This window comes from Pseudomonas sp. Q2-TVG4-2, from assembly GCF_013620795.1.
Classification (GTDB): domain Bacteria; phylum Pseudomonadota; class Gammaproteobacteria; order Pseudomonadales; family Pseudomonadaceae; genus Stutzerimonas.
This window is the reverse complement of record NZ_LGLW01000004.1, coordinates 1-24,468: the sequence shown is the minus strand read 5'-3', so window position 1 is coordinate 24,468 and position 24,468 is coordinate 1. Positions and strand designations below refer to the sequence as shown.

The following is a 24,468-nucleotide window of genomic DNA, read 5'->3' as shown; positions in this document are numbered from 1 at the left end:
GTTGGCCGCGCCGGAGGAGTCCCGTCAGGAAGGGCGCGGTGGCGTCAGACCGCAGCCCTTGAGGATGACCCTGATCAGGGTCTCGGTGCCTCGTTCGAAATCCTCCTTGGTCACCCGGCGTTGGCCAGTGATACGGCGGATCTGATCGGAGAAGTCGGCATAGTGCTGGGTGCTGCTCCAGATCAGGAAGATCAAATGCATGGGGTCGATGGGATCCATCTTTCCCGCGTCGCTCCATGCCTGGAACACCGCGGCACGGCCGCGGAACCACTCGCGATAATCTTCGTTGAAATGCGCCGACAGGCATGCACAGCCGCTGATGACCTCCATGGCGAAGATCTTCGAGGCCTGCGGCTGCTTACGTGAGAACTCCATCTTGGTGCGGATGTAATCCGCCAGCACGGCGGCCGGATCGTCATCGACGCTGAGATGGTCGAAGGCGCTATCCCAGAGCTCGAGGATATGTCGCATCACCTCGACATAGAGCCCCAGTTTGTTGGTGAAGTAATAATGCAGGTTGGCCTTGGGCAGGGCGGCGCGCAGAGCGATCGCGCTCATACTCGTGCCCTTGAAGCCATGGCGGGCGAATTCTTCCGCAGCGGCCGAAAGGATCAGTTCCTCGTTCTTCTGGCGAATCCGGCCGGTGCGTCGGACGGGGGGTGACTTGCTGAGGGCGGCGTCGAAGGTGTTCATAGATCCTTCTCTGTGATGATGGCATCGGGCCCGATGCGCATTTCCTGATGCTCTAGCGTAGGTCAGCTTTGGGCGATTTCACACCGCAGTGGCCGATCGTGCCGCATTGCTTCGGTCGTGCGATGTGCAGGGTACGAGGACGAAATCGAACGTCGCCCCGCTCTGCGAGCGAATCGTGACTGATGCAGCTATTCAAAAGGAAAACCCCGCCATCCAGGCTGTGTGAAAACTACTGCGCTCGGTCATGCTGCGTTAAAAACCGGCTCAAAATGCTCATTTACAACTCGTAAACTGCGCTTTTTCGCCTGTTTTTGCCTTGCCTGACCTTCGCTCGCTACGTTTTCACACGGCCTGCATCGGCGGGGTTTTGGTTTCAGCTGGCCTCGATCAGATCGTCTCGGCCCAGAGATCGTACTCGTCGGCGTTGGTCACGCGGACCCAGACCTTGTCGCCAGGTTGCAGCGGTTGTTCGCTGTCAACGTAGACCATGCCATCGATCTCCGGTGCATCGGAATAGGAGCGGCCAATGGCGCCGTCCTCATCGACTTCGTCGATCAGCACTTCCATCTCCTGCCCGATTTTGCGCTCAAGGCGGGCTGCGCTGATGGCCTGCTGATGGGCCATGAAACGATCCCAGCGATCCTGCTTGATCTCATCCGGCACTGGCTCCAGGTCCAGTTCCTCAGCCGGGGCGCCTTCGACCGGCGAGTACTGAAAGCAGCCGACGCGGTCCAGCTGCGCTTCGGTCAGCCAGTCCAGAAGGTATTGGAAGTCTTCTTCGGTCTCGCCCGGGAAGCCGACAATGAAGGTCGAGCGAATCGTCAGTTGCGGGCAGATCTCGCGCCACTTCTTGATGCGTGCCAGGGTCTTGTCTTCGAAGGCCGGGCGCTTCATGGCCTTGAGTACCTTCGGGCTGGCATGCTGGAAGGGGATATCCAGGTAGGGCAGCAGCTTGCCTTCGGCCATCAGCGGGATCACATCGTCGACGTTCGGGTACGGGTAGACGTAATGCAGACGCACCCAAACGCCCATGCTCGACAACGCTTGGCATAGCTCCAGCATGCGTGTCTTGACCGGCTGACCATTCCAGAAATCGGTCTTGTACTTGACGTCGACGCCGTAGGCGCTGGTGTCTTGGGAAATCACCAGGATCTCCTTGACGCCAGCCTTGACCAGACGCTCGGCTTCGCTGAGCACATCGCCCACCGGACGGCTGACCAGCTTGCCGCGCATGGACGGGATGATGCAGAAGCTGCACGTGTGGTTGCAGCCCTCAGAAATCTTCAGATAGGCGTAATGCCGAGGCGTGAGCTTGATGCCCTGCGGCGGAACGAGATCGACGAAGGGGTCATGATCGATTCTCGGCGGGACCACTTCATGCACTGCATTGACGACCTGCTCGTATTGCTGCGGGCCAGTGACAGCGAGGACGCTGGGGTGCACGTTGCGAATGCTGTCCTCGGCGACGCCCATGCAACCGGTGACGATTACCTTGCCGTTCTCGGCGATGGCCTCGCCGATGGCATCCAGCGATTCTGCCTTGGCGCTGTCGATGAAACCGCAGGTATTGACCACCACCACGTCGGCATCCTGATAGGTGGGTACGATCTGATAACCCTCCATGCGCAGCTGCGTCAGGATGCGTTCGGAGTCGACGGTTGCCTTGGGGCAACCCAGGCTGACGAACCCGACTGTTGGCGTTTTGCTCATCGACAATGTCCTCGGAACAGCGCATGAAAAAGGCGCGCGAGTATACAGAGCTGGATATTTTTTAGCCATGTCGGCCGTCGTGCTCGGCCGATTCAGTTGCGCGTCTGGTTCGGCGGGCTCTTGGAGATTCGCCAGATCGGCGCGGGCACTTGATAGCGTCTGGGTGGCAGCGTCGGTCAGTCGTCCCGGTTGGTGTCGGCCGGTGGGTAATGGTCCAGTTCGGCGAGCTCCGAGCGGTTGCGGCCGCGCTGTTTGGCCAGGTACAGGGCGCCGTCGGCCAACTTGAGCACGCGCTCGATGCTGTCGGCGTGTATGGGCCAGATTGCAACGCCGAGAGAGACGGTGATGTGGCCGACGGGCGCAATCTGCGCTTGCTCGACGCATTGGCGCAATCGTTCGGCGACCTGCTGTGCCGATTCGGCGTTGGTGTTCGGCAACAGCATTAGAAATTCCTCCCCGCCGCTCCGGCAAAGAACGTCGGCGTCCCGCGAGCAGGTTGTCATCAGCTGTGCCAGGTGACGAATGACCTGGTCGCCAATGTCGTGGCCGTGGCTGTCATTGATGCGTTTGAAGTGATCGATGTCCAGGGCCACAACGGCGAACGAATGGCCCTCGGCGCTTAGCGCGTCCAAGGCCAGGGTAAGGCCGCGGCGGTTGTGCAGACCGGTCAAGGGGTCGGTCTGCGCATCGAGATTGAGCTTGCCGATGCGTTGATGCAGCAGGTTGATACCCAGCTGCATGGCACGTTTTAGCTGGGCGGCTTCGAAGTACCAGGAGCGGATATGCTGAATGCGTTCGGGGCTGTTGGTTTTATCCATCTCGCTCGCACTTTTCGCCAGTCGCCAGAGCGGTCGCGAAATCAGCCCTGACAACCACCAGACGCAAAGGAAGGTCAGCAGAGCAAGAGGAGCAGTCTGGCGTAACACTTCAAGCATCAGGTCATCGAGCGGGTGCAGCGTTACCGCGGTGGGGCGTTGCGCGACGATGCCCCAGCTGGCGGTCGGCACCGGTGCGAAGCCGGCCAGCATGTCATAGCCCAGACTGTTGATGACCCGTTGGCTACCCGACTCGCCGTGGATGACCCTGTCGATAACCGGGTTCTCCGCCACCACCGTGCCGAGACGTTTGGAGTCGGGGTGGTAGAGCAACCGCCGGTTCTGGTCTATTGCGTAAATGTAGGAACCGTCCTTGTAGTAATGCTCGCCAAGCATGCTGTTGAGGATGTTTGGCTCCTTGAGATTAATCGTGCCGCCGATATAACCGAGGTATACGCCGTCCTTGTCGATGATCGGGTGAGATATCGTGACGACGAGCGTTCCGATCGCTGAAATATACGGACTGCTGATCATCGGCTGCCGCGTCCGGCTCGCTTTGCGCGACCCAGGTGAATGCAGTCGATGACCGATCAGCCGGCGAGTATCAGGTGACGTCGCTCGCAACACTCTGTGAGCGTCAACGATGAATACGTTATTGAAGCTGTTCGTCTGCAGACGCAACCGTTCGGCCTCGCTGAGCAGCGCTTCGTCGTCATGGAACTGCGCGGCGAGAATAGCCGCGCTGTATCTGAGCTGCTGCTGCACCGCGCCGAAGAATGTCTCTGTGCCGACCGCAAGCTTCGCCGCATAGGCGCGATTGGCCTCGAGGGTGCTGGCGATGAGTGAATCGCGCTGTACCTGGTAGCTCGCATAAAAGCTGATGCTCAGCGTAATCAGTCCGCTGAGGATCGCCAGCGTCACGATCAGCCGTCGCAGGTCTACGCGGAAAAACGGAGCAAAGGACATGAATTCTGGTTGGTCGGGAGAAGGAAGTCGCCACGCATGGTAGGGCGTTTGGCCGCAGCGCTCCAGCAAGTCACAAACCTAATTGCCATCGATCCCAAGCCGTTCGCCTACCTGGAACCATGCTCAGGTTCTATATCCGAAAGCTGACCGCTGAGCGGATGCGCTTCGAACGCCATCGGGTGAGCGCGGACCAACCTAATACGCAAAGCAATGAAATGTGCGGGACGTTTGCTAGCATGGCCGCACTGACTTGAACGGATAGCTGCTGTGACCGATATCTATACCACCTCGCAAACGGGGCCGGCCCATGTTCCGACTGGGGTGCCGGGGCTGGACGCTGTGCTCAAAGGAGGGCTTCTGCCGCGAGCGGTGTATATCGTCCAGGGCGGGCCGGGCGAGGGGAAAACGATTCTTGCCAACCAAATCTGCTACAGCTGGGCGGCGGATGGGGAGCGCTCGTTGTATGTGACCCTGCTGGCGGAAACCCACCATCGCCTGCTGCGTCATCTGCAGAATATGGCCTTCATGGATAACCGTCACGCTGGTACATCCGTTGTCTATGAGAGCGCCTTCGATATTTTGCGCATGGATGGGCTGGAGGGCGTTCTTCGATACCTGACGCGCAATGGAAAGCGCCAGAAGGCCTCGCTGATTGTGATCGACGGCCTATTCGCGCTGGAAGAGAACGCCGCGTCCGAGCGGGCGTTTCGCGAATTTATCAACGACCTGTCGGTTTATGCGGATGTCGTCGGCTGCACCATCTTGCTGCTGACCAATAGCAAGCGCGACGCGGGTAGCCCCGAATTCACCATGGTTGATGGCTGGCTTCACCTGGGCAGCGACGAGGATCAGTCCCGAACCTACCGCTACCTGCAGGTTCGCAAATTCAGGGGGAGCGATTTCATCTCCGGTCGGCACATGAGTTCCATCACCAGCGATGGGTTCAAGGTGTTCCCACGGCTCGAGGCAGTTACTGGCGAGCTCGAATCCGCGCAAATGCGTGATCAGCGGTTGAGTACCGGAGTCGATGGTCTGGACCGGATCATCTTCGGCGGTATTCCTTACTCATCGACGACGCTGCTGGTTGGTCCTACGGGCGTAGGTAAAACGACGCTTGGGCTGAGCTTCATCTGTCAGAGCAGCGAAGAGGAGCCAGGTCTTGTCTTCGGCTTTTACGAGGACGCACATCGCCTGCGCCGTCGCGCCACCGCGCTGGGGTTGGACCTTGGATCGTTGATCGACAACGGTGCTGTCGAGGTCATTCACCGAACGCCGACCGAGCTCCTGCAGGATCAGTTAGCCGAGGACATCCTTGAGGCGTGCCGGCGTCGTGGTGTCAAACGGCTGTTCATCGATGGCGTGGACGCATTCAAGCAGGCGACGATCAATGTCCAGCGCCTCGGGCGTTTCTTCAGTACGCTGACTGCCATTCTGCGCTGCGAAGGCGTCACCACGATTTTCACCGCTGAACTGGCTGAGATCGTTGGCGGTGCGCATGGTCTGCAATTCCCTGCTGTCTCGGCCATTGCAGAAAATATCCTGCTGTTGCGGTATGCCGAGCTCGAATCGCGTCTCTACCGAACACTGGCGGTCTTGAAGATGCGCGAAAGCGGCTTCGAACCCTATGTCTATGAGTTCAACCTGGGGGTGGAAGGGTTCAGGCTCGGTGAGCGCATGGAGCGTACGGAGGGGGTGCTGGTCGGAAGACCACATCGCCAGCCTCTGTCGGGGGGAGACGATGTCTAGGGATGGCCGGGACGGGCTGGCGCCGCTCGTGCTGCTGGTCGAGGACGAACTCGGGCTTAGCAAACTGATGGTGATGATCCTGGAGGATGAAGGCTACCGTGTTATTGAGGCGGCAAACGGGGCTCAGGGGCTGCGCAAGCTGGAGCAGGAAACCCCGGCATTGATCATTACCGATTACATGATGCCGGAGCTCAACGGGGTCGAGATGGTCCGCGCCATCCGTCGAAACCCGGCATTCGACCATGTGCGCATCCTGATGATGAGTGCTGCACTTCCCCAGCAGATTCCCGGTCGTGACCTCATCGACCAATTTCTGCCCAAGGGCACAGGGCTCGATGCGCTGATCGAGACCGTTCGGCGTCTGGTCGGTGATGATGCCGAGCCAGAGGAACCTGGCTCAGGTGACCTCGACGTCTAGCGCAGCCTGAATCAGGGGGCTGGGCTGAGGCCTGCGCGGCCGATGCGCTGGCGGGCGCTGGGCAGGTAGCGTTTCAGCCGCAGTGCGGGGGATTCGATGAAGTGCCAGGACAGCGCTGCGACGGCGATGCTAGCCAATAGGCTGATGGCCATGAACGCGCCTAGCGGAAGCTGCGGACTGAAACTGTGCATCAGCAGCTGCTGGATCGGAAAGCTGAAAATATAGATGCCATAGGAAAAATCGCCGTGTCTGCCGAAGCCGGATAGCCGTGGTATCGGCAGGTGGGCCAGATAGATGGTCAGATAAGGCAGTGTCAGTACATGGATGTACAGCCAGAGCTCTGTCCTTGCGCTGAGCAGCGACAGTGCGAGCAAGGCCAGCGCAACCTTCCAGTTCCAAGGCAGGTTCCCCCGGTACAAGTACATCGCCGAGCCGAGAAAGAAAAACATCCCCAATCGGGTCGACTTGTGCAGCATCTCGCTTTCCAGGCCCAGATTCGGTGCCAGGTGGAAATGGATCGCGATGAGCATCATCGGCACCGCCAGTACGGCGATTCGCCCGAATACCTTGAGCAGCCCCATCACCAGCAATGATGCGTACATGAGGACTTCGTAGGGCAGCGTCCAGACCGATCCATTGACCGTATCCGGGAATGGATTCTCGGTGAATACACCAGGCAGATGAAATTGCGTAATCAGGGCCATGTTGGTCAGGTAACGCAGGGTCTGGCTGGCAAGAAAATACTCTTTCAGCGACAGCCCAGTCGCCAGCGGTCCGACAATCAGCACGGTGAACAGTACCGACACCGTCAATGCGGGAAAGATGCGCAGTGCGCGTTTGGCGGCGAAATCCAGCACGCTGCGACTGTTCATCCATGACGCTGCAATCAGGAATCCGCTCATCACGAAGAACAGGTTCACGGCGATGTCGGCGGTGTCCATTGATCCGGTGAAAAGCCTTACCGGCTCGATATCGCCGCCCCCCGACAGCCAATAGCAGTGGCCAAAGACCACCGCTGACGCGGCGAAGAATCGCAAAAAATCGAAGTTGTTTGCGTCACGCTGGACCGATGTGACGTCCATGGACAATGTCCTCGATGAATCGGAACGGAGTGGAGCGCTGACGGTGGGTTAGCGCAACGGGAAGGTCTTGCTCATACCCAGCACGCCGCTTTCACCGTCATGGATCGCCTGCTCGATCAGCGCCAGGCGCTCGCGGGTATTGCGGAGCCGGGCAAACAGGCGCAGCAGCGTGAGAAAGATCATGCGGTTGAGACGATGCAGCCGGGGTGAGGCGGCCCAGACGTTCTTGTCGAACCAGGCCTGATTGCGTGCGGCGTAGTAGGCGCGGAAGTCCGATTCGCCGAGTAGAAAGCTCTCGTAAATATTGCGAGTGCGCGCCTTGATGTTCCAGGATTGCTCGAGCTCGTCGATCACCGCATCGGTGAAGAGGAACAATCGGCCACCGCCGGCCGTGATGCGTCGGGTGTATTCGGTGTCGTCGACGTAAAGCACCAGATCCTTCAATGGCACGCCAATGCGCTGGTACAGGCTGCGATGTGCCAGCATGCCGCCATAGGGGGCAAATGGCAGACTGATGCTCGCAGGCCGTTTGCCTGGCCGCTTGGCCCAAGGCACACGGCGCCAGAGCTTGTAGGGTAGCTGGGCGATATGAAAGCCGAAGTAGCTGGAGCGTGGCTGGAGAATGTAGCGGGGGGGGACTCCCTGCGCGATGTCGGCCTGTTGCGTCGCGCGATAGCCCAGCACCGCTACTCGATCCCGACCGAGCAGACCGGTGAGCCGCGCAAGTTCACGATGCAGGATCGATACAGCAGCTGCGGTCGGAGCATTGTCATCGTCCATCATCCAGATGTAGTCAGCTCCGCCTGCCAGCGCTGCGTCTAGCGCTACGGCATAGCCGTTCGCCGAGCCGGTATTGTGCTGCAGCTCGATCAGCTTGACCTGTCCCGGCCAACGTTCAGGTAGCTGATCCAGGGGTGCGAGTGATGCATTGCTCACCACTACCACGTCGCTGATCTCGGCGAAGCTCAGCGCACGCTCGATTAGCTGCTGCAGGTAAGCCAGCCGATTGCCGTAGGTCACGGTCACCACAGTCGTCTTCGGGCTCATGGGTTGTCTCTGTGTGAAGCGTGAATGCCACCGAAGCGTCAGCGGCATGGCCATTATTTGGCGGGGTGGTTGCGGCGCTGCGATGGGCTGGTCAGCGGCTCCTTGTCCGGCGAAGACGCCGATCAGACGACCTTGCTGGGTACCTTGATCGCATCGGCTCGCACGCCTGGTGAATCGACGTCGCAAGCCTCGTTGTCACGGTCGGCCGTGAAGAATGCATGGAAGACGCTGATCAACCGATCTCCGCCGGAAATGCCTGGTCTGTCAGGGGTCTGGAAGATCTCTGTGTAGGAGTAACCGTCGGCGTAAACCAGCGATGGCCTGTTTTGGTCTGCACTGTTCATGGGCCCTCCAAAGGGTCGCAGGGTTAAAACGAGTAGCGGATGCTGTCGCTAGACGGGATGTATTGGTTACCGGAGAGCGGTCTCGCCAGCCGTATGGGCGGGGGCGTGATCGTTACGGAACCACGGGTGGCGGTGTTGCAGGACGGTGCGGTCTGGCGAAATTCGTGATCGAAGATGATCACGCGAGGGCCTTGACGGCCTGCGCAGCTTGGCCTGTCAGGGGCGAAGCTTTCGTGCCCCTGCCGGTACAGCTCACCGCCGGCATGTTCAGGTCCGTGGGCGGCATCCGTCGTCCCGCTGATCAGCAAGGCAAGGCTTAATACGCAGCTGGTCTGAATTCGGTGAGTTGCGGTTGCTGTGTTCATCCGTGAAACCTCGCAATGAGATGGGAGCCTGCTCAGGCGTGCTTCATGGGTACCGCCGCGGGATAGACCGGTGTGACGCTTACCGGCGTTATGATTGGGCGGTGCACTAGCGCGTCCTGTCCTTGGTTTAAAGAAACCTCGCGAACCCTAGTATCGACGAAAGTCTTAATCTCCTGCCTGAATCGTTCGGTTGAAAAACGCTCCGCGCTTACCCGGCAGGTGTTCGGCAGGATGTGATGCGCTTCCGACTCGAATTCGTTCACCGCAGCGATGAGCGACTCAGGTGTCTGCTCGGCGTAGAACACGCCTGTTGGCTCCGGGTGATCGATTCCCCGTACCGTTTCCAGAACGCCGCCTCGTCCATAGGCAATAACCGGTGTGCCACACGCTTGAGCCTCGATGGGTGCGATGCCGAAATCTTCTTCTGCAGCGAACACGAACGCGCGGGCGCGTTGCATGTGATGCAACAGCACGGCAAAATTCTGATAGCCCATCAGCGTCACGTTCGGTGTTGCGAGCTCCTTTGCTTTTTCCATTTCCGGACCCGTGCCGATCACGATCAGCTTCTTGTCGGGCATCCGCGAAAATGCTTCGACGATCATGGGGATGCGCTTGTAGGGCACCATCCGCGATGCGGTCAGGTAAAAGTCTTCTTTCTCGGCATATAGCGTGAACTGGCGGGTATCGACAGGTGGGTAGATCACCGTCGATTCACGTCGATAGCTCTTATTGATGCGCCGTCCGATGAAGTGCGAGTTGGCGATGAACTCGTCCACACCGCTGGCGGTACGCTGATCCCACATACGCATGTAATGCAGCAGCATGCGCGCCAGCTTTGCCTTGAAGCCGTGGTCCAGGCTGGCCTCGTGCAGATACTGATGCTGGAGGTCCCAGGCGTAGCGGATCGGTGAATGCACGTAGCTGATGTGAAGCTGGTTCGGCCCGGTGAGTACGCCCTTTGCCACGGCGTGGCTGCTGGATATCACCAGGTCGTAGGTTGACATGTCGAGCTGCTCGATGGCCAAGGGCATCAGGGGCAGGTATTTCTGATAATGCGTTTTCGCCTTGGGCAGCTGCTGGATGAAGGTCGTAGTGGCGCGTTTGCCGCCGAGGTTGGCGCGGTCTTCATCGGAAAGGAAGTCAATCACGGCAAAGAGGTCTGCTTCTGGCCAGGTCTCGAGTATCCCGGCAAGCACCCGTTCGGCGCCGGCGTAGGTTACTAGCCAGTCATGAACAATGGCGATTTTCATACGATAGCCTTTCGTGGGTATGAGGAGTGGCAGCGGATCAATCGTCGAGACGACGGCGACTGAGATTGGGCCTATTGCGGCGATGCGGTGAGTGGTTGCACGTGACGCGCCGGCTTTTTTGTCAGGCGTGGCTTGACTTAGTTACTGCTTCGGCTGGCTGAGCGGGAGCCGCCGAAGGCTCACTTTTCCGGGGTCACGCACCCCAGTGAACGCCTGGTCGATTAGCCGGGATACCTGCCGGGCCGACGCATTCCAGCAGTAGCGTGTGACGTTCGCTTTGCCGCGGCGGCGCAGATCCTGGCGCAGAGACTCGTCCAGCAGGACCCGCTGCATGCAATCGGTGATGTCCTGGACCTTCAGCGGATCGAAGTACAGCGCGCTATCGCCGAGAACTTCAGGAATGGAGGCGGCACGTGCAGCGATGACCGGGCAGCCGCAGGCCTGCGCCTCGAGCGGGGGAATGCCGAAGCCTTCATAGATGGACGGAAACACGAAGGCCGTTGCACCCTGATAGGCCTCCACCAATTCTTCGTCGGTGAGCCTGCCAAGCATGCGGATGCGCCGGCTGCCGGCGGCGTCGTGCAGGCTGCCGGAGAAGACCCGGTTCGAGTCGCCAATGATGCGCAGCTCCACTTCGTCGAGCCCTTCCAGTCGCAGAAATGCGGCGACCATCCTGGCAAAGTTCTTGTGCGCGCTGGGTGATGACACTGCCAGCAGGTACGGCGCCGAGCCACGGGGGCATTGGGCGGCACAAAAAGGCTGAAAGCGTTCATCCACGGCGTTGGGCACCACGCAAATATCGCGTGCCGGATAGTTATAGAAGCGGGCTATTTCTTTTCGCGAAAATTCGCTCACGGTAATCAGCGCCTTGATTCGTTTGAGCAGCAGCGGCGTCAGGTTGCGGTAGGTCGCCCGGAACGCTCGCGAGTAGCTCTCCGGATGCCTGACGTAGGTGATGTCGTGGTGGGTCGCGATCTGGTTGTTGTATGCCAGGGGTGCCGTGTTGCACAGCGAGACCAGCGGCGGGCTGCCATTGCTCGCCAGCCACAAGGGCAGATCGAGCTGCTCCCAAAGGTGTCCTCGGTGCCGGCCGATGCGGTGTACGCCTAGCTGCTCAGCGCTTTCATGCAGGCGTATATCCTGTGGCGCGACGAAGACGAGATCGTCGCGCAAGCTTCTGAGCTGTAGGCTGATCTGCTCCGCGAAACGCTGCACGCCGCGTATTTCCTGGGTAAGAAAGCGAGCGTTGATCACAATCATCTGAAACTCCTCTTTCCAAAAACCGTTCACGAATCGCTAAGGCTTGGGTGCGGATTTACCGAGGCTGAAGATCTTCGGAAATCCATTGAGCTCGACATTAGCGGTGCAGTTGCTCGCAGTGGCTGGGCATTCCCATACCGTGTCGCCTCGAGTTCGGCCGTTATCAGGAGTGGCGGTATCGATCCACTCCAGCTTGCCGGTTGCCCGGCCTGCGGATTCGATGCTGACCGAGCGGGCCTGGTCGGTGCTCCACCCGACCAGAAGTTGTTCGTCTGCGTTACCGAAGTGCAGCAGGACGGTGTCTTTCCCGGCCACGCCAGCATGACCAAGGAACTGGTAGTTCTGGATGATCGGGCTAACTGCCTTGAGCACTGGATACGCTGGCTTCAGCGAGTAGTCCTGACGGAGCAAACCGAAATTGTGCTCACGCTCACGCTTGTCCGTGCCGTCGTTTCGCAAGTCGTACCACCAGTAACCCCGCACGTTGGGTAGCGTCCTGGCGAGAAAGAAGCTACGTGCCAGATAAGCCGCCTGCAGGCGTTCATCGATGCCGCAAGACCCTTGATAGGCCGGCCAGCTCATCTCTGTCAGGTACAGCGGCACCGGCTCGCCAGCGGCGCGGGACAGCTCCAGATCAACCTTTGCAAGCCACTCGATCCAGGCTTCTGGGGTGTTCTTCCCGCGCCCGCGACAATGCACGTAAGGGTGCAGCGAGAGGCCATCGATCGATTGCATTACGCCGGCCTCGATCAGGCGCAGCGCGAAACCCGACTCGATGCCCTGGGTAGTCACCGCGCCGGCCAGCACTTTCGCGTTGGGATCGTGCTGGCGGATGATGCCCGCCGCATCGACGATAAGCCGGGCGTAATCTTGCGTGAACTGCGGGTCGGTCGGGTTTTCGACGTCCCACTCGTTCCAGACTTCGTAGTGTTTGATGCGGCCACGAAACTGCTGTGCGACGAACGCGACGTAGCGATTGAAGGCGGCGCGTACCGGTTCGCTACGTGGCTTTTCTCCATCGCCGTGAAAGCTATTGCCGTAGCCAAGGATAAAAAGGCTATCGAGCCCCTGTGCTTCGGTGCCGGCGAGATAGCGGTGCCAGTGCGGCTCCACCTTGAGCCGATCGCGGTTGCGTTCCAGAAACGCCCAATGCGCATCGGTCCGCACCGACTCGATACCGGCTTCTCGCGACAGAAGGTTCCCCTGGTTTCGATTGTCTCGCAGGTGCAGATCGTGCGATGCGACCCCGATGATGAAAGGTTCTTCCATTGGCTTTGCCGGCGCGTGCAATGCAAGACCTGAAAGGGCTGCGACAAGCGCCAACCGGCGATAACGGAGGCGGGTGCTCATGGCCACTCATCCTTGTGTCTAGGTGTGTGCGGTTCTAGGCCACCGAGCGGTTGTGCCGTGGCGATTGGGTGATGCGAGCCTCGACACGGAACCGTCCGGGGCGTCAGGACATGAGCGATCGCCATGCCTAGAAATAGCGTGGCGGTGGTTACCTCCAGTACGTCGGTGGCCCAGCCGATCAGACACGTACAGAACACAATGCCCAGTAAGGCATCACGAATGCGCGGCCCGCGATCATGCAAACGCAGCAGCAGCGGGAACAGCAGCAAATAGAGCAGTACCCCAAACACACCTAGCATTCCCCAGAGATACAGCGCGGTGTTGTCGGCGACTCTCAGCAATTCCAGCCAAGCCATGGGGAACGCTGCGGCACTGGCACCGACCGCCCCGAAACCAGCGCCCCACCAACCCCAGCCTTCATTGATGATCGCATCAATGAAATTCGGCCAGCTATGAATCAGGCGATCGTTGAAGGACGCAAGCATGCTGTCGCTATAGGCCTCGCTCTGCGGGATATTCAGCAGCAGGCTGGCAACCGGCAGCGCCATTCCCGTTATCACCGCGATAAAAAAAGCCGTGGCGCTGGGCAATCGATAGCCGGCGAGAAATAGCATCATCAGCGTCAGCAGATAGGCCGCCGCAGTGGATTTGTTGGTGGTGAGAAAGATCGCGCCAAAGGCCAGTGGGTAGAGCATCATCCGCAACAGCCGTGACCGCAGGAACGCAGCCAGGAACAGGCTGTACAGCGCGATCATCACGGCCAGATTGGTCGACATCCGGGCAAACCCGGCGAGGCGGTCCGTACTGCCGAAGGCCCAGGACTTGTTTGCGGTCAGTTCGACGTCACCCATCATGTAGCTGTACCCCTTCCATGGCACGCTGGTGAACATGTCCAGTGCGATGCCGAGTAACGAGGCGGCCAGACAGAACCCGATCACCCAGCCCAGTAAACCGGTACGGCGCTCCAGGTAGCTGCCGCAGAACACGCCGAACAGTAGCGGGACGTAGATGAACAGGCTGAAGCCGACATTCCCCAGCGAAGCCCCGTGAAGCAGCGCCAACAGGCCTGAAACCAACACGGCAAACAACACCAGCCACACCTCTGGATTGCTGCGTGCGCGTGGCAATTCCAGTCCAACCGCCGCGACACAGGCCAGCTTCGGCAAGTAAAGCAGGGCGGAGATACCCGCCATGTCCAGGTAATAGCGCAGCGCCCCTGCAAAGGTTTCGCTGATCAGCAGCGAGGCTGCGATCAGGGTCAGCAGGGTTGGCTTATCAATCGCCAGCGGGCTCGGCCTGGGGCGCGTGAAAGTCAGCGAACTCGAAATCATCGTGGGCTCTCCGGCCGTGCAGCGTGGCATGCAGGATCGACTGGTACTGATCGAGCATCCGGTCCATGTTGAGAAAAGGCGCAACACTGTCGCGGGCTTGCTGCGACAGGCGCTGGCGCAGGCCGCTGTCCAGGTAGAGCCTGAGCATCGCGCGGCCCAGCGAGTCAGGGTCGGCTGGCGAGCAGAGCAGCCCGTTGAGGTTGTCCTGGATGATCTCTGGCAGACCGCCCATGTTCGTCGCGATCACTGGAAGGTGCCGGGCGCAGGCTTCGACGGCGACCAGCCCGAAGGGCTCGGCCCAGATCGAAGGCACCACCAGCACGTCGATGTTGCGCATGAAGTTGTCGGCATGCTTATAGCCGACCAGACGGACCTTGGCTGGATCGGCCATGGCCTTGAGCTGCGCTTCGTAATCGAGCTTGCCGCGACCGGCGATTTCCAGCGTGGCGTTGATCGATAGCGCCTGAAACTGTGCAATCAGCCAACCCACGCCCTTGTTTTCCGACAGCGTGCCGATGTAGCCGAAACGCAACAGCCCGCTGTGGTTCTGGCGCGGCGCGGGCGATGGGTTATCGCCAGCTGTTGTGCTGTTGTGCACCACATGGCGGCTGGCCCGGCTGAAATATCCGCCTTCAGATACCCGATCGAGAATGAAGCGACTGACACCGATCACCGCAGCAACCTGGGCCGATGCTGCCCCATGGTGCTGGCGAAAGGCCGAACATATGCGGCACTGACGGCTGCAGCTGCGGCCCTTGCTGAACATGGTGTCCTTGGGGCACAACAGGTAAAGGTCATGCACTACCTGAACGATCGGTACGCCCGCCGCGCTGATCTCGTCCCAGGCCGAGACCGACCAGCCGGTCAGGTTGTTGCAGATCACCACGTCGGGTTGTTCGCGCTCGATCACCTCGCGAACATGCTGGCGCATGCTGCGGTTATAGCGATCGCGGTAATGCCAGCCGAGGCGCAGCAACGGATTGAGCCGGGTCTGGGTGTAATGCCAGTACAGGTTGTATAGACCGGCGCGATAGATCCGCACGCCACCCAGAATTTCTTCGTGCAGCCCGCGCTCGGGGCCGGTGGCCAGCACCGCCACATCGCAACCGCGGCCCAGAAGTCCTTCGGCCAGCTGACGCACAACAATTTCCGCGCCGCCGCCAATGTGGGGGGCATACAAACTATGCAAGAAGAGGATCTTCATGATCGTAATCCCTGGAGATCAATCGACGCGGCAGCCAACCGCGAGCTCCCGTGCGAGGCAACCGCTGAGGTAGCGTGTTGGCACACGGACTTTCTGCTCGCGCTGCAACAGGTTCAGCAGGATCACCGAACGTTCATCACCATCGGCGCTGACGAAAATCGCTTCGAGTTCATTGAAGCTTCCGCCATGCAGTTGCACGCGCTCGCCGGGTTGGAACGATGGTTTCTTAGCAGCTGAGGCTGAGGCTGAGGCCGCCAGGCGCTGGCGCAACTGCTCAATGAGCTCGTCCCGGACCGGTGTCGGCTCGCCGCCGAAGGACACAACTCGCGCAACGCCGCGGGTCGACCGGATGGGGTACCAATTATCCAGCTGTCGATCGAGACGGATGAACAAGTACCCCGGGAACAGCGGCTCCTCGGCTTTGCCATCCGACGGGCCGCGTTGCTTCTGCGGCCGGTAGCAATCGAAACTTTGTCGCCGCAGGTTCTCTTCAGCGCGGGCTTCCTGACGAGGTTTGGTTTGAATCAGGTACCAGCGTGGATTGCTGCCGAGTATTGCCATGTGAACCTACCGTCCATAGAAAAAGGTTGCTGACGCCCGTTTTGTCGATCGTTCATGCCCGCTACGCGGTCTGCTGTTCGATTCCTTCGAGTAGAGAGAAACGCTCAAGCAGGGCCTGTGTATCGCTTTGGCTGTTGAACATCAGCACGTCGATGATCGACAGCGAAGGCACGAAAGCTTGGTTGAGTTGCGGATAATTCAGATCGTCCATGCGCAGAAAACGCAGCGATAGGCCGTGAGCTCGGAAGAACGCCGGGCAGTACAGGGGCATACCGCCGATGGGGTTGATATAACGCTCTGCGTTCAGCTTTTTTGCGATGCGGATGATCCGCTCCTGCTTGTCCATGCGGGCCGGCAAGCCCAGCTCGGACCCGATACGGATGGGCGTCGTGATCTGAAGATAGGCACAGATGCAGCGGATGGAGTGTTCGGTGAACCGCGCCAGATTGCGCTCGGGATGGCCCAGGATCTGGCGGATCAGTGCGATCACCTCTTTCTGGTGCGGGGCGCGGGCATAGGCGAGCTCCAGCGTCCGCAGTAGCTTCTGGGCTTCGCGCGGAAAGTCGTCGCACAGCCAGCGCTGATTGATCGGGTCGAATTGACCGCCCTTGCGCAACGGCAAGGTGACCAGCTTCGGCTGCCCATTTACCAATACACGGTTGCGGTTTATCCACGAAGCCTTGATGTACTGGAGATCATCGCCCAGCACGAAGACGTCGCTGTGGGCGATCAGCTGAAAATAGCCAAGGTAGGGGAACAGGTAGGGCTGCATCATCGAAACGGTTCTGAGCACGGCGTTTCCCTCGCATGTGTCAGGCTTTTTGAGAGTAGCTGTAATAACCGTAGGCCCCGGTTTCGTAGGCGGTACTCGAAGCCCTGCGCTTGATGCCGTTGAGAATCGCGCCCTTGAGCATCACGCCGTTCTGCGCCAGGCGCCGTTTAGCGGCCTCGATCTGGCTGGCGGTGCTCAATCCATACCGGGCCACCAGCAGACAGGTGCCAGCCAGTTGTGCGACCAGCACGGCGTCAGTTACCGCCAGTACCGGCGGTGTGTCGATGATGATGAAGTCGTATTCGCGCTCCGCCTCTTTGAGCAACTCGGCGAAGTTATCGTGCATCAGCAACTCGGACGGATTGGGTGCGGAGTAGCCGCTGGCAACGAAATGCAGGTTGGCCTGATCGGTCTTGTTGACGACCGCCGCGAGGCGCAGGCCGCTGGCCAGGGCATCGGACAGTCCGTTGCGTGGCTCCATGCCAAACATGCCGGCGAGATAGCCGCGGCGCATGTCGGCGTCGATGAGCAGCACTCGCTGGCCCGCCTGGGCAATGACCGCCGCCAGATTGCTGGAAACGAACGATTTGCCCGCCGAAGGGGTCGGGCTGGTGATCACCAACACCTGATTGCGCGCCTCGAGCATGGCGAACTTGAGGCTGGTGCGCAGGCTGCGCAGAGACTCGATGGCTAAATCTGCCGGATCGGTGCCGCCCAGCAGCTTGCTTCTACCATCGCGAATTTTCCGCAGTCGGTACAGGTGTTCCTGTTTCGGTGAAAAGGGGAGGGCGGCGTACACGGGAACACCCAGGTTCTCGATTGTTTCTGGGCTCTCGATGCCGCGATAAAACACCTGCCGCAGCAGGATCACTGCAGCTGAGACCAGTAACCCAATACAGATGGCGATCAATACGACCAGCGGCTTGATCGGCTTGGCCGGCTTTTCCACCACCGCATAAGCACTGTCGATTATTCGTACATTACCAATGGTCCCGGCGCGCAGGATGTCCTGTTCCTGGGCCTTGTCCAGCAGCAGGGTGTAGGTGCGGGTGGTGACCTGCATGTCACGGTTGAGGCGCAGCAATTCCTGCTGCGTCATCGGCAAGGTATCGATCTTGCCCATTAGCGCATTCTTCTGCGCTTGCAGCTGGCCAATCTTGGTCATCAGGGTCTGATAGGTCGGATGTTCGGGTGTGTAGAGCTGGTTGTATTCGGTGCGCTTGAGGTTGTGCTCGGAGATCTGTGTTTCCAGCGCGACGATCTGGTCCAGTACGCCCTTGGTTTCGATACTGATGTCCACCGATTGCGCACTGGTCTGATAATCATTGAGCGCGGCTTCGGCCTTTTCCAGTTCCTTGCGTACCAGCGGCACTTGCGAGCGCAAGAACTCAAGGCGCTGTGCGGCTTCGGCGGAGCTGCGTTCGATGTTCTGGCGCACATACAAGCGGCTGATCTGGTCGAGCACGCGGTTGGCCTTGTCCGAATCCGGATCCTCCAGCGAGAGGTAGATGATTCCCGAGTCCTTGCCGGCTTCGCCCACCTTCAGGCGCTTCTGATAGTCCAGCGCGGTGGTCTGCGGACGGCTGCGCACGATTGAGAACTCCGTCCCCGGGCGAGCTTTGAGTTCGGCGATCTGCACGCGAAAACCTTCGTGCTGCACGGCTTCGTTGGTTTTACCGCTGAGCAGCAATTGCTCGTCCGCGTCATACAGGGTGAACTCGCCCGCGCTGCCGGCACGCAGAACCAGCTTCTCTCCCAGGTAGTCCTCGGGGACGTCCAGTTGGAACACGGCCAGTTTTTCGCCGCCCCAGGCGTAGCTGTCCATGCCCAGCAGAGGTGTAGCGAGTTCGCCATCCTTCGCCGGGTCGTGCAGTCGCGCCATGTAGCCCCCGAGCAGAGGGAGGTATTTGGGGCGCGTGGTGATGTAGAGCTTCAGGGCATCGACTGTTCGTCCCAGCACCGAGCGCGACTTGATCAGCTCGATTTCGGTCACCGCCTGGGAAACCGAGTTCGGTCTGGCGATGGCTTCCGGAACACCGGTTATTCCGGCCTTCTTCGGCTCGATCTGGATCATCGCGCTTGCTTGGTAGATCGGGGTGGCGACGATCGCATAGGCAACGCCGAGCAGCGCGAAGAAGGCGGTGATGGTGAAGATCAGTGCCTTGTGATCGAACGCTACGCGCAGAATACGCGCCAGATCGATGCGGTTGTCCCCGTCATATCCCAGTGAGGAGCGGGTCATGGCAGTCATTGCGGATCCTTCCTTGTTTGTAGCGCCATCGGTACGGCAAAGGTCAGCCATGCGCCTGTCAGGCGCCGAGGTTCAGCCGGCGTAACAGGTTGATGCTGATGTTCTGGAATACCTGGCCCAGCGCCTGAAGTTTGCTAAGCGGGGAGATCGATGCCAGCGCTTGAGCGAACACCTGAATCATGAAGTACTCGTAGAGTGGCTGATCGCCGATCCGCTGGTAGTAACGGGCGAGGCTGTAGTAGGCGTGCATGCTCATCTGGATGCGCTGTTTGCTGCTGCGCATGGAGAAGATTCCGCCTTCATGCACCCGGTAAGCGGCTGGCTTGATCGTCTCGATGAACTTGCCCTTGCCATGGGCGCCGAGCAGCGACCACCAGCAGATATCCAGCACCTCGACGCCATGCAGTTCAGGCGGCAGCTCCTGCACCAGGTTACGAAAGCACACCGTCAGGGTAGAAACGGGGCGCGCCTGCATTAGCTGGCGAGCGCTGGCGTCCCGCCGGAGCTTGCCCTGCAGATGCGGGGTGCGCACCACGCCCTGGCTGTTGAACATGAAGGCGTCGTGGTAAGTGATCACGTAGTCGTGGTGCCGCTCGAGAAAGTCCACCTGAATCTGCAACTTGCGCGGGTCCGTCCAATAGTCGTCCCCTTCGCAGTAGGCGATGTACTTACCGCGGGCCCGTGCGAACAGCCGGGTGCTGAACGGAATACCCTGGCGGTACTGGTTTTCGCGCTGATAGATGGGCTTGATTACGCTCGGGTATCGCTTGGCGTATTCACGAATGATCGCTGCGGTACCGTCGGTCGAAGCATCGTCATGAACGATCACCTCGAACGGGAAGTCCGTTTTCTGCAGGACGAATCCCTCCAGCGTTTCCCTTATGAAACCCGCGTGGTTATAGGCCAGGCAGACGATGCTCAGCAGCGGATCGCGGCTGTCACCCCAGGTCGCCATCAGGTCTTGTTCGCTTATTGATTGAAGATCCATTTCAGACGCTCGATTTAGTCATCAGTAGGTAGAGCCTCATTACGAGGGGCTTGGAAGTGAAGGCAACCAGCGCCAGGCAGATCAGCCCACTGACGGCCAGTCCCAAAAGAATGTCGAAGCGGTTGTCACTGGCAATGGCGGCGAACACCGGTTCGCCTATCAGCAGACCCAGGCCGGTCATCGCAGTAATGCGCAGCAGGTCCTGCAGCCACTGCCGATGTAGGCCGGCGGCAAAGCGCCTGTGCACCATCTGTGGCCAGATCAGGAAGGTCAGCATGCGCAACCCGAACCAGGCCAGCGCCGCGCCGTAGACGCCATGCCCAAGCGCCGCGTACACCACCAGCGGGATACTCAGTGCTGCACTGATCAAGCTGAACCACACGTGGAGGCGCAGCTGCCCGTAGGCGTATTGCAGGTAAAACTGGAAAGCGGTGACGGCCATGATCGCGCTGCCGAGCACATACCAGGGCAGCACCAGACGGCTCCATCGGGCCGCTTCCGCATCGCCAGTCCAGGCGAACACCAGCTCGGCGGAGTGGAAGGCGATCACCCCCGATAGCGGAAACAAAAGGCTGCAGACGAACCGGGTGGCGTTCAGGTAAAGCGCCTGCATGTCAGCGATACGGCCTTCGGCAACGAGCATCGTCATGCGCGGGAGCAACGTCTGCACCAGCGGGTTGGTGAGTGTCATGATCCCGGTCGACATTAGCGCGACCAATGAGAAGTAACCGTATTCTTTAAGCAGCAGCACGTTGGAAAGCAGCACCTTGTCCAGCTGCGTCAGAACAATCCACAGCACCGAGGTGAGCGAGATGCTCGCGGCGAAGGGCAGTACGGGCTTGACCACTGTCCAGTCGAAGCCGGTCAGGAGCTTCGGGTTGGGCATCAGTGTGTAAGCCTTGGCGGCGAACACCAGCGTCTCGATCAGCGCGATGGCCGTCTGGAAGACGAAGAAGTCCAGCGGGTCCTGACTGATTTTGGCGACCAGAAACAGGCCTCCGACGTAGCGTAGCGTGGCGATCAGGATGTTCGCGCCGTTCAGCCATGCGTGCAGTTCGAGCCCCTGCAAGCCGCTCTTGTATAGGGTGGCGTACAGCTTCAAGCCAACCATCAGCCCCATCAAACTGATGCAATGGACGATGGTGGCGGTGCTCAGGTCTTGTGCCTGCAGCCATTGGTGCGCGATCCAGCCGCTGGAAAAGTGGACGCTCAGAATGGTCAGCGATGCCAAAGGCAGGAAGATGATTTCGAATGAGCGCAGCAACTGTCCCGGTTCGTAGTGTTGTACCGAGGCCGTCGACCGGCCGCGAAAATGTGCAATCTGGCGGACCAGCGACGGCGACAGACCGGCGTCCAGCAGCTGGAGCCAGGCTTGCAACACCGCGAAGAAGCCGATCAGCCCGTAGGCTTCCGCACCCAGATGCCCTAGATAGAAAGGAAGAACAAGGATGCCGATGAGCAAGGCGTACGCCTGTCCTGCGTAACTCAGACCGGTGTTGCGAATCATCGATAACTTTCGTTCAGACATGTAAATCAAGCCGCCGCGAATGGGTCAGTAAATGCGCTTGCACCCGGGATCGGCCAAGCTGGAACGGTGCTCCATCAAGCCGACGGCATTGGCCTGCGGCCAGAACCGATCGGTTTGTGTCTGGCTGCGCCGGGATGCTTCGCTCAGCAGCGTCTGGATCACAGTGTTCTGGATATGCCGCGGCAGACCGGGATAGATCGGAAGGCACAGCACTCTGCGACTCAGGGAACGTGACTGTATCTGCGGCGGTTGCGGCTGCAGATAGCCGAGGGTATCCAGCGAGGGGTAGAAGTAGCGCCTGGGATTTATGCCCTTGGCGGCCAGCGTTGCGCGGCAGCGCAACAGCTGGTCTTCGTTCGCCGTGGCGATCGGGAAGTAGCTATGGTTGCGTAGGGAGTTTGGCTGTTGCTGCTGCAGATCGAAGTGATCCCTAAGCTGGTCTTCGTAGCGCCTGGCGATCTCTTCCCGCTGCTCCAGGATCAATGCCATCTCATCAAGGATGCACAGACCCATGGCGGCCGCGAATTCGTTGAGTTTGGCGTTGATGCCAATGCCATCGATGATGTCGGTGTCGACAATGCCGAAGTTGCATAGCAAGCGAATCCTGGCTGCTAATGCATCGTCATTAGTGACGATGGCTCCCCCTTCTATGGTGTGGAAGAGCTTGGTGGCGTGAAAGCTAAGCGTGCTGACATCGCCCCAATTCAATACCGAACGGTCTTTGTAGCGCACGCTGAATGCGTGGGCGCCGTCGTAGATCACTTTCAAGCGATGCCGCTCAGCGATGCGTGCGATGCCTTCCACATCGCAGGCGTTGCCGAACACATGGGTGGCTACGATGGCGCAGGTGTCGCTGTCGATCCGCGCTTCGATGGCTTGCGGGTCTAGGTTCCAACTGGCCTTGTCGATGTCGGCGAATATCGGGCGAATGCCTTCCCACTGCAGTGAACTGGTTGTAGCGACGAAACTGAACGGCGTGGTAATGGCGCTGCCGGACAAGTCCAGAGCTCGATAGGCGATCTGCAACGCCAGCGTGCCGTTGCTGGTCAGGATGATGTTACGGACGCCTAGATAATCGCGCAGACGATCTTCCAGTTCAGTAACCAGCGGCCCGTGGTTGGTCAGCCAGCCGGAGGCATAGATGCTGTCGACGTAGCCTAGAAACTTGGTCTTGTTACCCAGATACGATTTGGTGACATTGATCATCGCGATGTCCTTATCGGTGCCACCGAGATTGGAAAGCGGAAGTTAATGACCTCAGCCGGGTTCGGTCATGCGGTCGGTTGCGTGCCCAGGGCAGTTGCGCGCCGGGCACGGCGCTGGTTGAGCTTGAGAATCAGGCGGGTCGCAACACTCCCTGCATGTGGGTCGCCGTAATGAAAGATGGCGGTTGCGCGGCGGCTGGCCGGATCGCAGGGCTCGTTGGCATGCAGCGTGCGGTAGCCCCAGAACAGATACAGGTTGCCCGGAATCAGTTGCAGCTTCTCCGGCCGAAGCAAGCCGTGGCGGATGGCTGTGCTTATCATTTTCCGGCTAACGGGGTTCTGCAGCAGCGCCTTCTCAATCACGTTGAACAGAACGTTCGAGCGCACCCGGCGGAGGTTCGGAAACATGATCAGGTCACCGCTATCGACTCCGTTCTGGGGGATCTCGATGGGCAACAGCACGGTTACGAGGCTGGCGTCGTAATGAAAACAGTTGGACTCACGACGACCCGAGTCTCCCTGCACACAGCGCAGGACTTTGAGAATCTCGTCGCTATAGGCGGTTTTTCTGATCTCCGCCTGGTAGATAAACTCAAGTAACGCCCGAAACTCTGGCGCAGCGCCTAGAGCGCCCAGAATGGAACTTTCAATCTCAACACCACCGTGGTGCGCAAAGTATTGACCGCGGTGTTTCTCTGCGTCGAACCTGACGCTCTCCTGCAGCGATAAGAGTTGCTCATCTGTTAGAAAGTTGGCAATGCAGGAACTTCCCTTCGTCCACATTTCTCTAGCTATTAGTTTGTACGCTTCGGTATCAATGCTACGGAAAAGATTTTTCACGATACACCCCGGTTGGGTATTGCAGGAACTATCGTTAGGGCTTGCATGAGAGGAGAGTGGGGCGAAAAGTGCTCGTCGCAACTAACTAAATTTTATTGTTAATTACTCGTGCGCAACTAGCAGCGTAATCAGAACGACGCTGTGAATAAACCTTTCGTTAGGCAATGCTACCGCCACTGGCCGCTCCCGGTGCCATTTCGGCTGCTTTCGTGAAGAAGTTGTCGCGCCTCTTTTAGACAAAGCTACCGCACTCGGCGGTAATACGAGATAAGCATAAGAGAGAGTAGGGCTAGCATTGAACAGCGACAGAGCTGTAATGAGAATGCCATCCCTGCGCACGGCTTGGCTGCAATACCTTGGCGTCTATTTTGGCTGCGGCTCAGGAAACGTCCTGTCTCAACTTTGTGAGACGTAGTTATCATTCAGAACGTGATGCCCGTCAAGCCTGAAGGCGACATTTTTGTATGGGTTTTTTGCTCGTGCTTCGTAATCTATTGATAGTCAACGGAATAACAAACTAGTTCGGATTGTCTGGGCTCATAATGCTTTCAGATTCTATCCATCTTAAGAACTAAGCCGTTCGATCTAGCAAAGGCATATATAAAACAGAATGAATATTGGCAACTAGCGAGACCCCTAAACTACTTAGGCAGCGATGTGGTGGGGAAGTGAGAAAGGAGTGTGCAGGGGGCTTTCAGAAGTGCCATCAGGGAAACGAAAAAAGGCCACTCCTGAGAGTGGC

General features: G+C 59.2%; 21 protein-coding genes. 3 read left to right on the top strand and 18 right to left on the bottom strand.

Going from position 1 to position 24,468, the window contains the following annotated elements; translation table 11 throughout:
• Positions 1–24: 24 nt before the first annotated feature.
• From H3028_RS08280 to H3028_RS08270, 3 genes are all read right to left on the bottom strand, one after another.
• On the bottom strand, positions 25–693 hold the full coding sequence (locus tag H3028_RS08280; protein ID WP_181296566.1) for a TetR/AcrR family transcriptional regulator: 669 nt from the start codon (positions 691–693) through the stop codon (positions 25–27).
• A gap of 387 nt (positions 694–1,080) precedes the next feature.
• Positions 1,081–2,403: a 30S ribosomal protein S12 methylthiotransferase RimO gene (rimO, locus tag H3028_RS08275; protein ID WP_181296565.1), complete on the bottom strand. Its 1,323-nt coding sequence runs from the start codon at positions 2,401–2,403 to the stop codon at positions 1,081–1,083.
• A gap of 176 nt (positions 2,404–2,579) precedes the next feature.
• Positions 2,580–4,184, bottom strand: a complete 1,605-nt coding sequence (locus H3028_RS08270) for a sensor domain-containing diguanylate cyclase (RefSeq protein ID WP_181296564.1) — start codon at positions 4,182–4,184, stop codon at positions 2,580–2,582.
• A gap of 267 nt (positions 4,185–4,451) precedes the next feature.
• On the opposite strand from H3028_RS08270, the gene H3028_RS21460 reads away from it, so the two are divergent.
• Both H3028_RS21460 and H3028_RS08260 read left to right on the top strand, forming a co-directional pair.
• Positions 4,452–5,930, top strand: a complete 1,479-nt coding sequence (locus tag H3028_RS21460) for an ATPase domain-containing protein (protein WP_181296563.1) — start codon at positions 4,452–4,454, stop codon at positions 5,928–5,930.
• Positions 5,923–6,348: a response regulator gene (locus tag H3028_RS08260; protein ID WP_181296562.1), complete on the top strand. Its 426-nt coding sequence runs from the start codon at positions 5,923–5,925 to the stop codon at positions 6,346–6,348. Before H3028_RS21460 ends, H3028_RS08260 begins: the two co-directional genes overlap by 8 nt.
• Before the next feature lie 11 nt (positions 6,349–6,359).
• Here the strand turns inward: H3028_RS08260 and H3028_RS08255 are convergent, their stop codons facing one another.
• The 3 genes from H3028_RS08255 to H3028_RS08245 form a co-directional block, all read right to left on the bottom strand.
• The gene (locus H3028_RS08255) at positions 6,360–7,430 is read right to left on the bottom strand and encodes an acyltransferase (RefSeq protein WP_181296561.1); all 1,071 of its coding nucleotides are present in this window, start codon (positions 7,428–7,430) and stop codon (positions 6,360–6,362) included.
• Between the two features lie 48 nt (positions 7,431–7,478).
• Entirely contained in the window at positions 7,479–8,477 is a 999-nt protein-coding gene (locus H3028_RS08250) for a glycosyltransferase (protein ID WP_181296560.1), read from the bottom strand.
• A gap of 122 nt (positions 8,478–8,599) precedes the next feature.
• Positions 8,600–8,821 carry a hypothetical protein gene (locus tag H3028_RS08245; RefSeq protein ID WP_181296559.1) on the bottom strand — a complete coding sequence of 74 codons (222 nt, stop codon included), beginning with the start codon at positions 8,819–8,821 and terminating at the stop codon, positions 8,600–8,602.
• Between the two features lie 39 nt (positions 8,822–8,860).
• Between H3028_RS08245 and H3028_RS21225 the strand changes: the two genes are divergently transcribed.
• Positions 8,861–8,989: a hypothetical protein gene (locus H3028_RS21225; protein WP_258237739.1), complete on the top strand. Its 129-nt coding sequence runs from the start codon at positions 8,861–8,863 to the stop codon at positions 8,987–8,989.
• Positions 8,990–9,218: 229 nt separating this feature from the next.
• Here H3028_RS21225 and H3028_RS08240 read toward each other — a convergent pair whose 3' ends face one another.
• The 12 genes from H3028_RS08240 to H3028_RS08185 all read right to left on the bottom strand — a co-directional run bounded on the left by H3028_RS08240 (position 9,219) and on the right by H3028_RS08185 (position 23,726).
• On the bottom strand, positions 9,219–10,436 hold the full coding sequence (locus tag H3028_RS08240; protein ID WP_181296558.1) for a glycosyltransferase family 4 protein: 1,218 nt from the start codon (positions 10,434–10,436) through the stop codon (positions 9,219–9,221).
• Positions 10,437–10,577: 141 nt separating this feature from the next.
• Positions 10,578–11,696 carry a glycosyltransferase family 1 protein gene (locus H3028_RS08235; RefSeq protein ID WP_181296557.1) on the bottom strand — a complete coding sequence of 373 codons (1,119 nt, stop codon included), beginning with the start codon at positions 11,694–11,696 and terminating at the stop codon, positions 10,578–10,580.
• A gap of 36 nt (positions 11,697–11,732) precedes the next feature.
• Positions 11,733–13,046 carry a hypothetical protein gene (locus H3028_RS08230; RefSeq protein WP_181296556.1) on the bottom strand — a complete coding sequence of 438 codons (1,314 nt, stop codon included), beginning with the start codon at positions 13,044–13,046 and terminating at the stop codon, positions 11,733–11,735.
• Positions 13,043–14,377, bottom strand: coding sequence for a hypothetical protein (locus tag H3028_RS08225; protein WP_181296555.1), 1,335 nt, complete (start codon positions 14,375–14,377; stop codon positions 13,043–13,045). Before H3028_RS08225 ends, H3028_RS08230 begins: the two co-directional genes overlap by 4 nt.
• Positions 14,322–15,581, bottom strand: coding sequence for a glycosyltransferase family 4 protein (locus tag H3028_RS08220; protein ID WP_181296554.1), 1,260 nt, complete (start codon positions 15,579–15,581; stop codon positions 14,322–14,324). The genes H3028_RS08225 and H3028_RS08220 overlap by 56 nt, the downstream gene beginning before the upstream one ends.
• An 18-nt stretch (positions 15,582–15,599) precedes the next feature.
• Positions 15,600–16,142, bottom strand: coding sequence for a transcription/translation regulatory transformer protein RfaH (rfaH, locus tag H3028_RS08215; RefSeq protein WP_181296553.1), 543 nt, complete (start codon positions 16,140–16,142; stop codon positions 15,600–15,602).
• 61 nt (positions 16,143–16,203) lie between these two features.
• Entirely contained in the window at positions 16,204–16,935 is a 732-nt protein-coding gene (locus tag H3028_RS08210) for a WbqC family protein (protein WP_181296552.1), read from the bottom strand.
• 19 nt (positions 16,936–16,954) lie between these two features.
• Positions 16,955–19,165 carry a polysaccharide biosynthesis tyrosine autokinase gene (locus H3028_RS08205; RefSeq protein ID WP_181296551.1) on the bottom strand — a complete coding sequence of 737 codons (2,211 nt, stop codon included), beginning with the start codon at positions 19,163–19,165 and terminating at the stop codon, positions 16,955–16,957.
• 58 nt (positions 19,166–19,223) lie between these two features.
• Positions 19,224–20,153, bottom strand: a complete 930-nt coding sequence (locus tag H3028_RS08200; RefSeq protein WP_181296550.1) for a glycosyltransferase — start codon at positions 20,151–20,153, stop codon at positions 19,224–19,226.
• Position 20,154: 1 nt separating this feature from the next.
• Entirely contained in the window at positions 20,155–21,660 is a 1,506-nt protein-coding gene (locus H3028_RS08195) for a lipopolysaccharide biosynthesis protein (RefSeq protein ID WP_375154400.1), read from the bottom strand.
• 45 nt (positions 21,661–21,705) lie between these two features.
• Positions 21,706–22,887, bottom strand: coding sequence for a DegT/DnrJ/EryC1/StrS aminotransferase family protein (locus H3028_RS08190; protein WP_181296548.1), 1,182 nt, complete (start codon positions 22,885–22,887; stop codon positions 21,706–21,708).
• Positions 22,888–22,952: 65 nt separating this feature from the next.
• Positions 22,953–23,726 carry a hypothetical protein gene (locus H3028_RS08185; protein WP_375154399.1) on the bottom strand — a complete coding sequence of 258 codons (774 nt, stop codon included), beginning with the start codon at positions 23,724–23,726 and terminating at the stop codon, positions 22,953–22,955.
• Positions 23,727–24,468 lie beyond the last annotated feature (742 nt).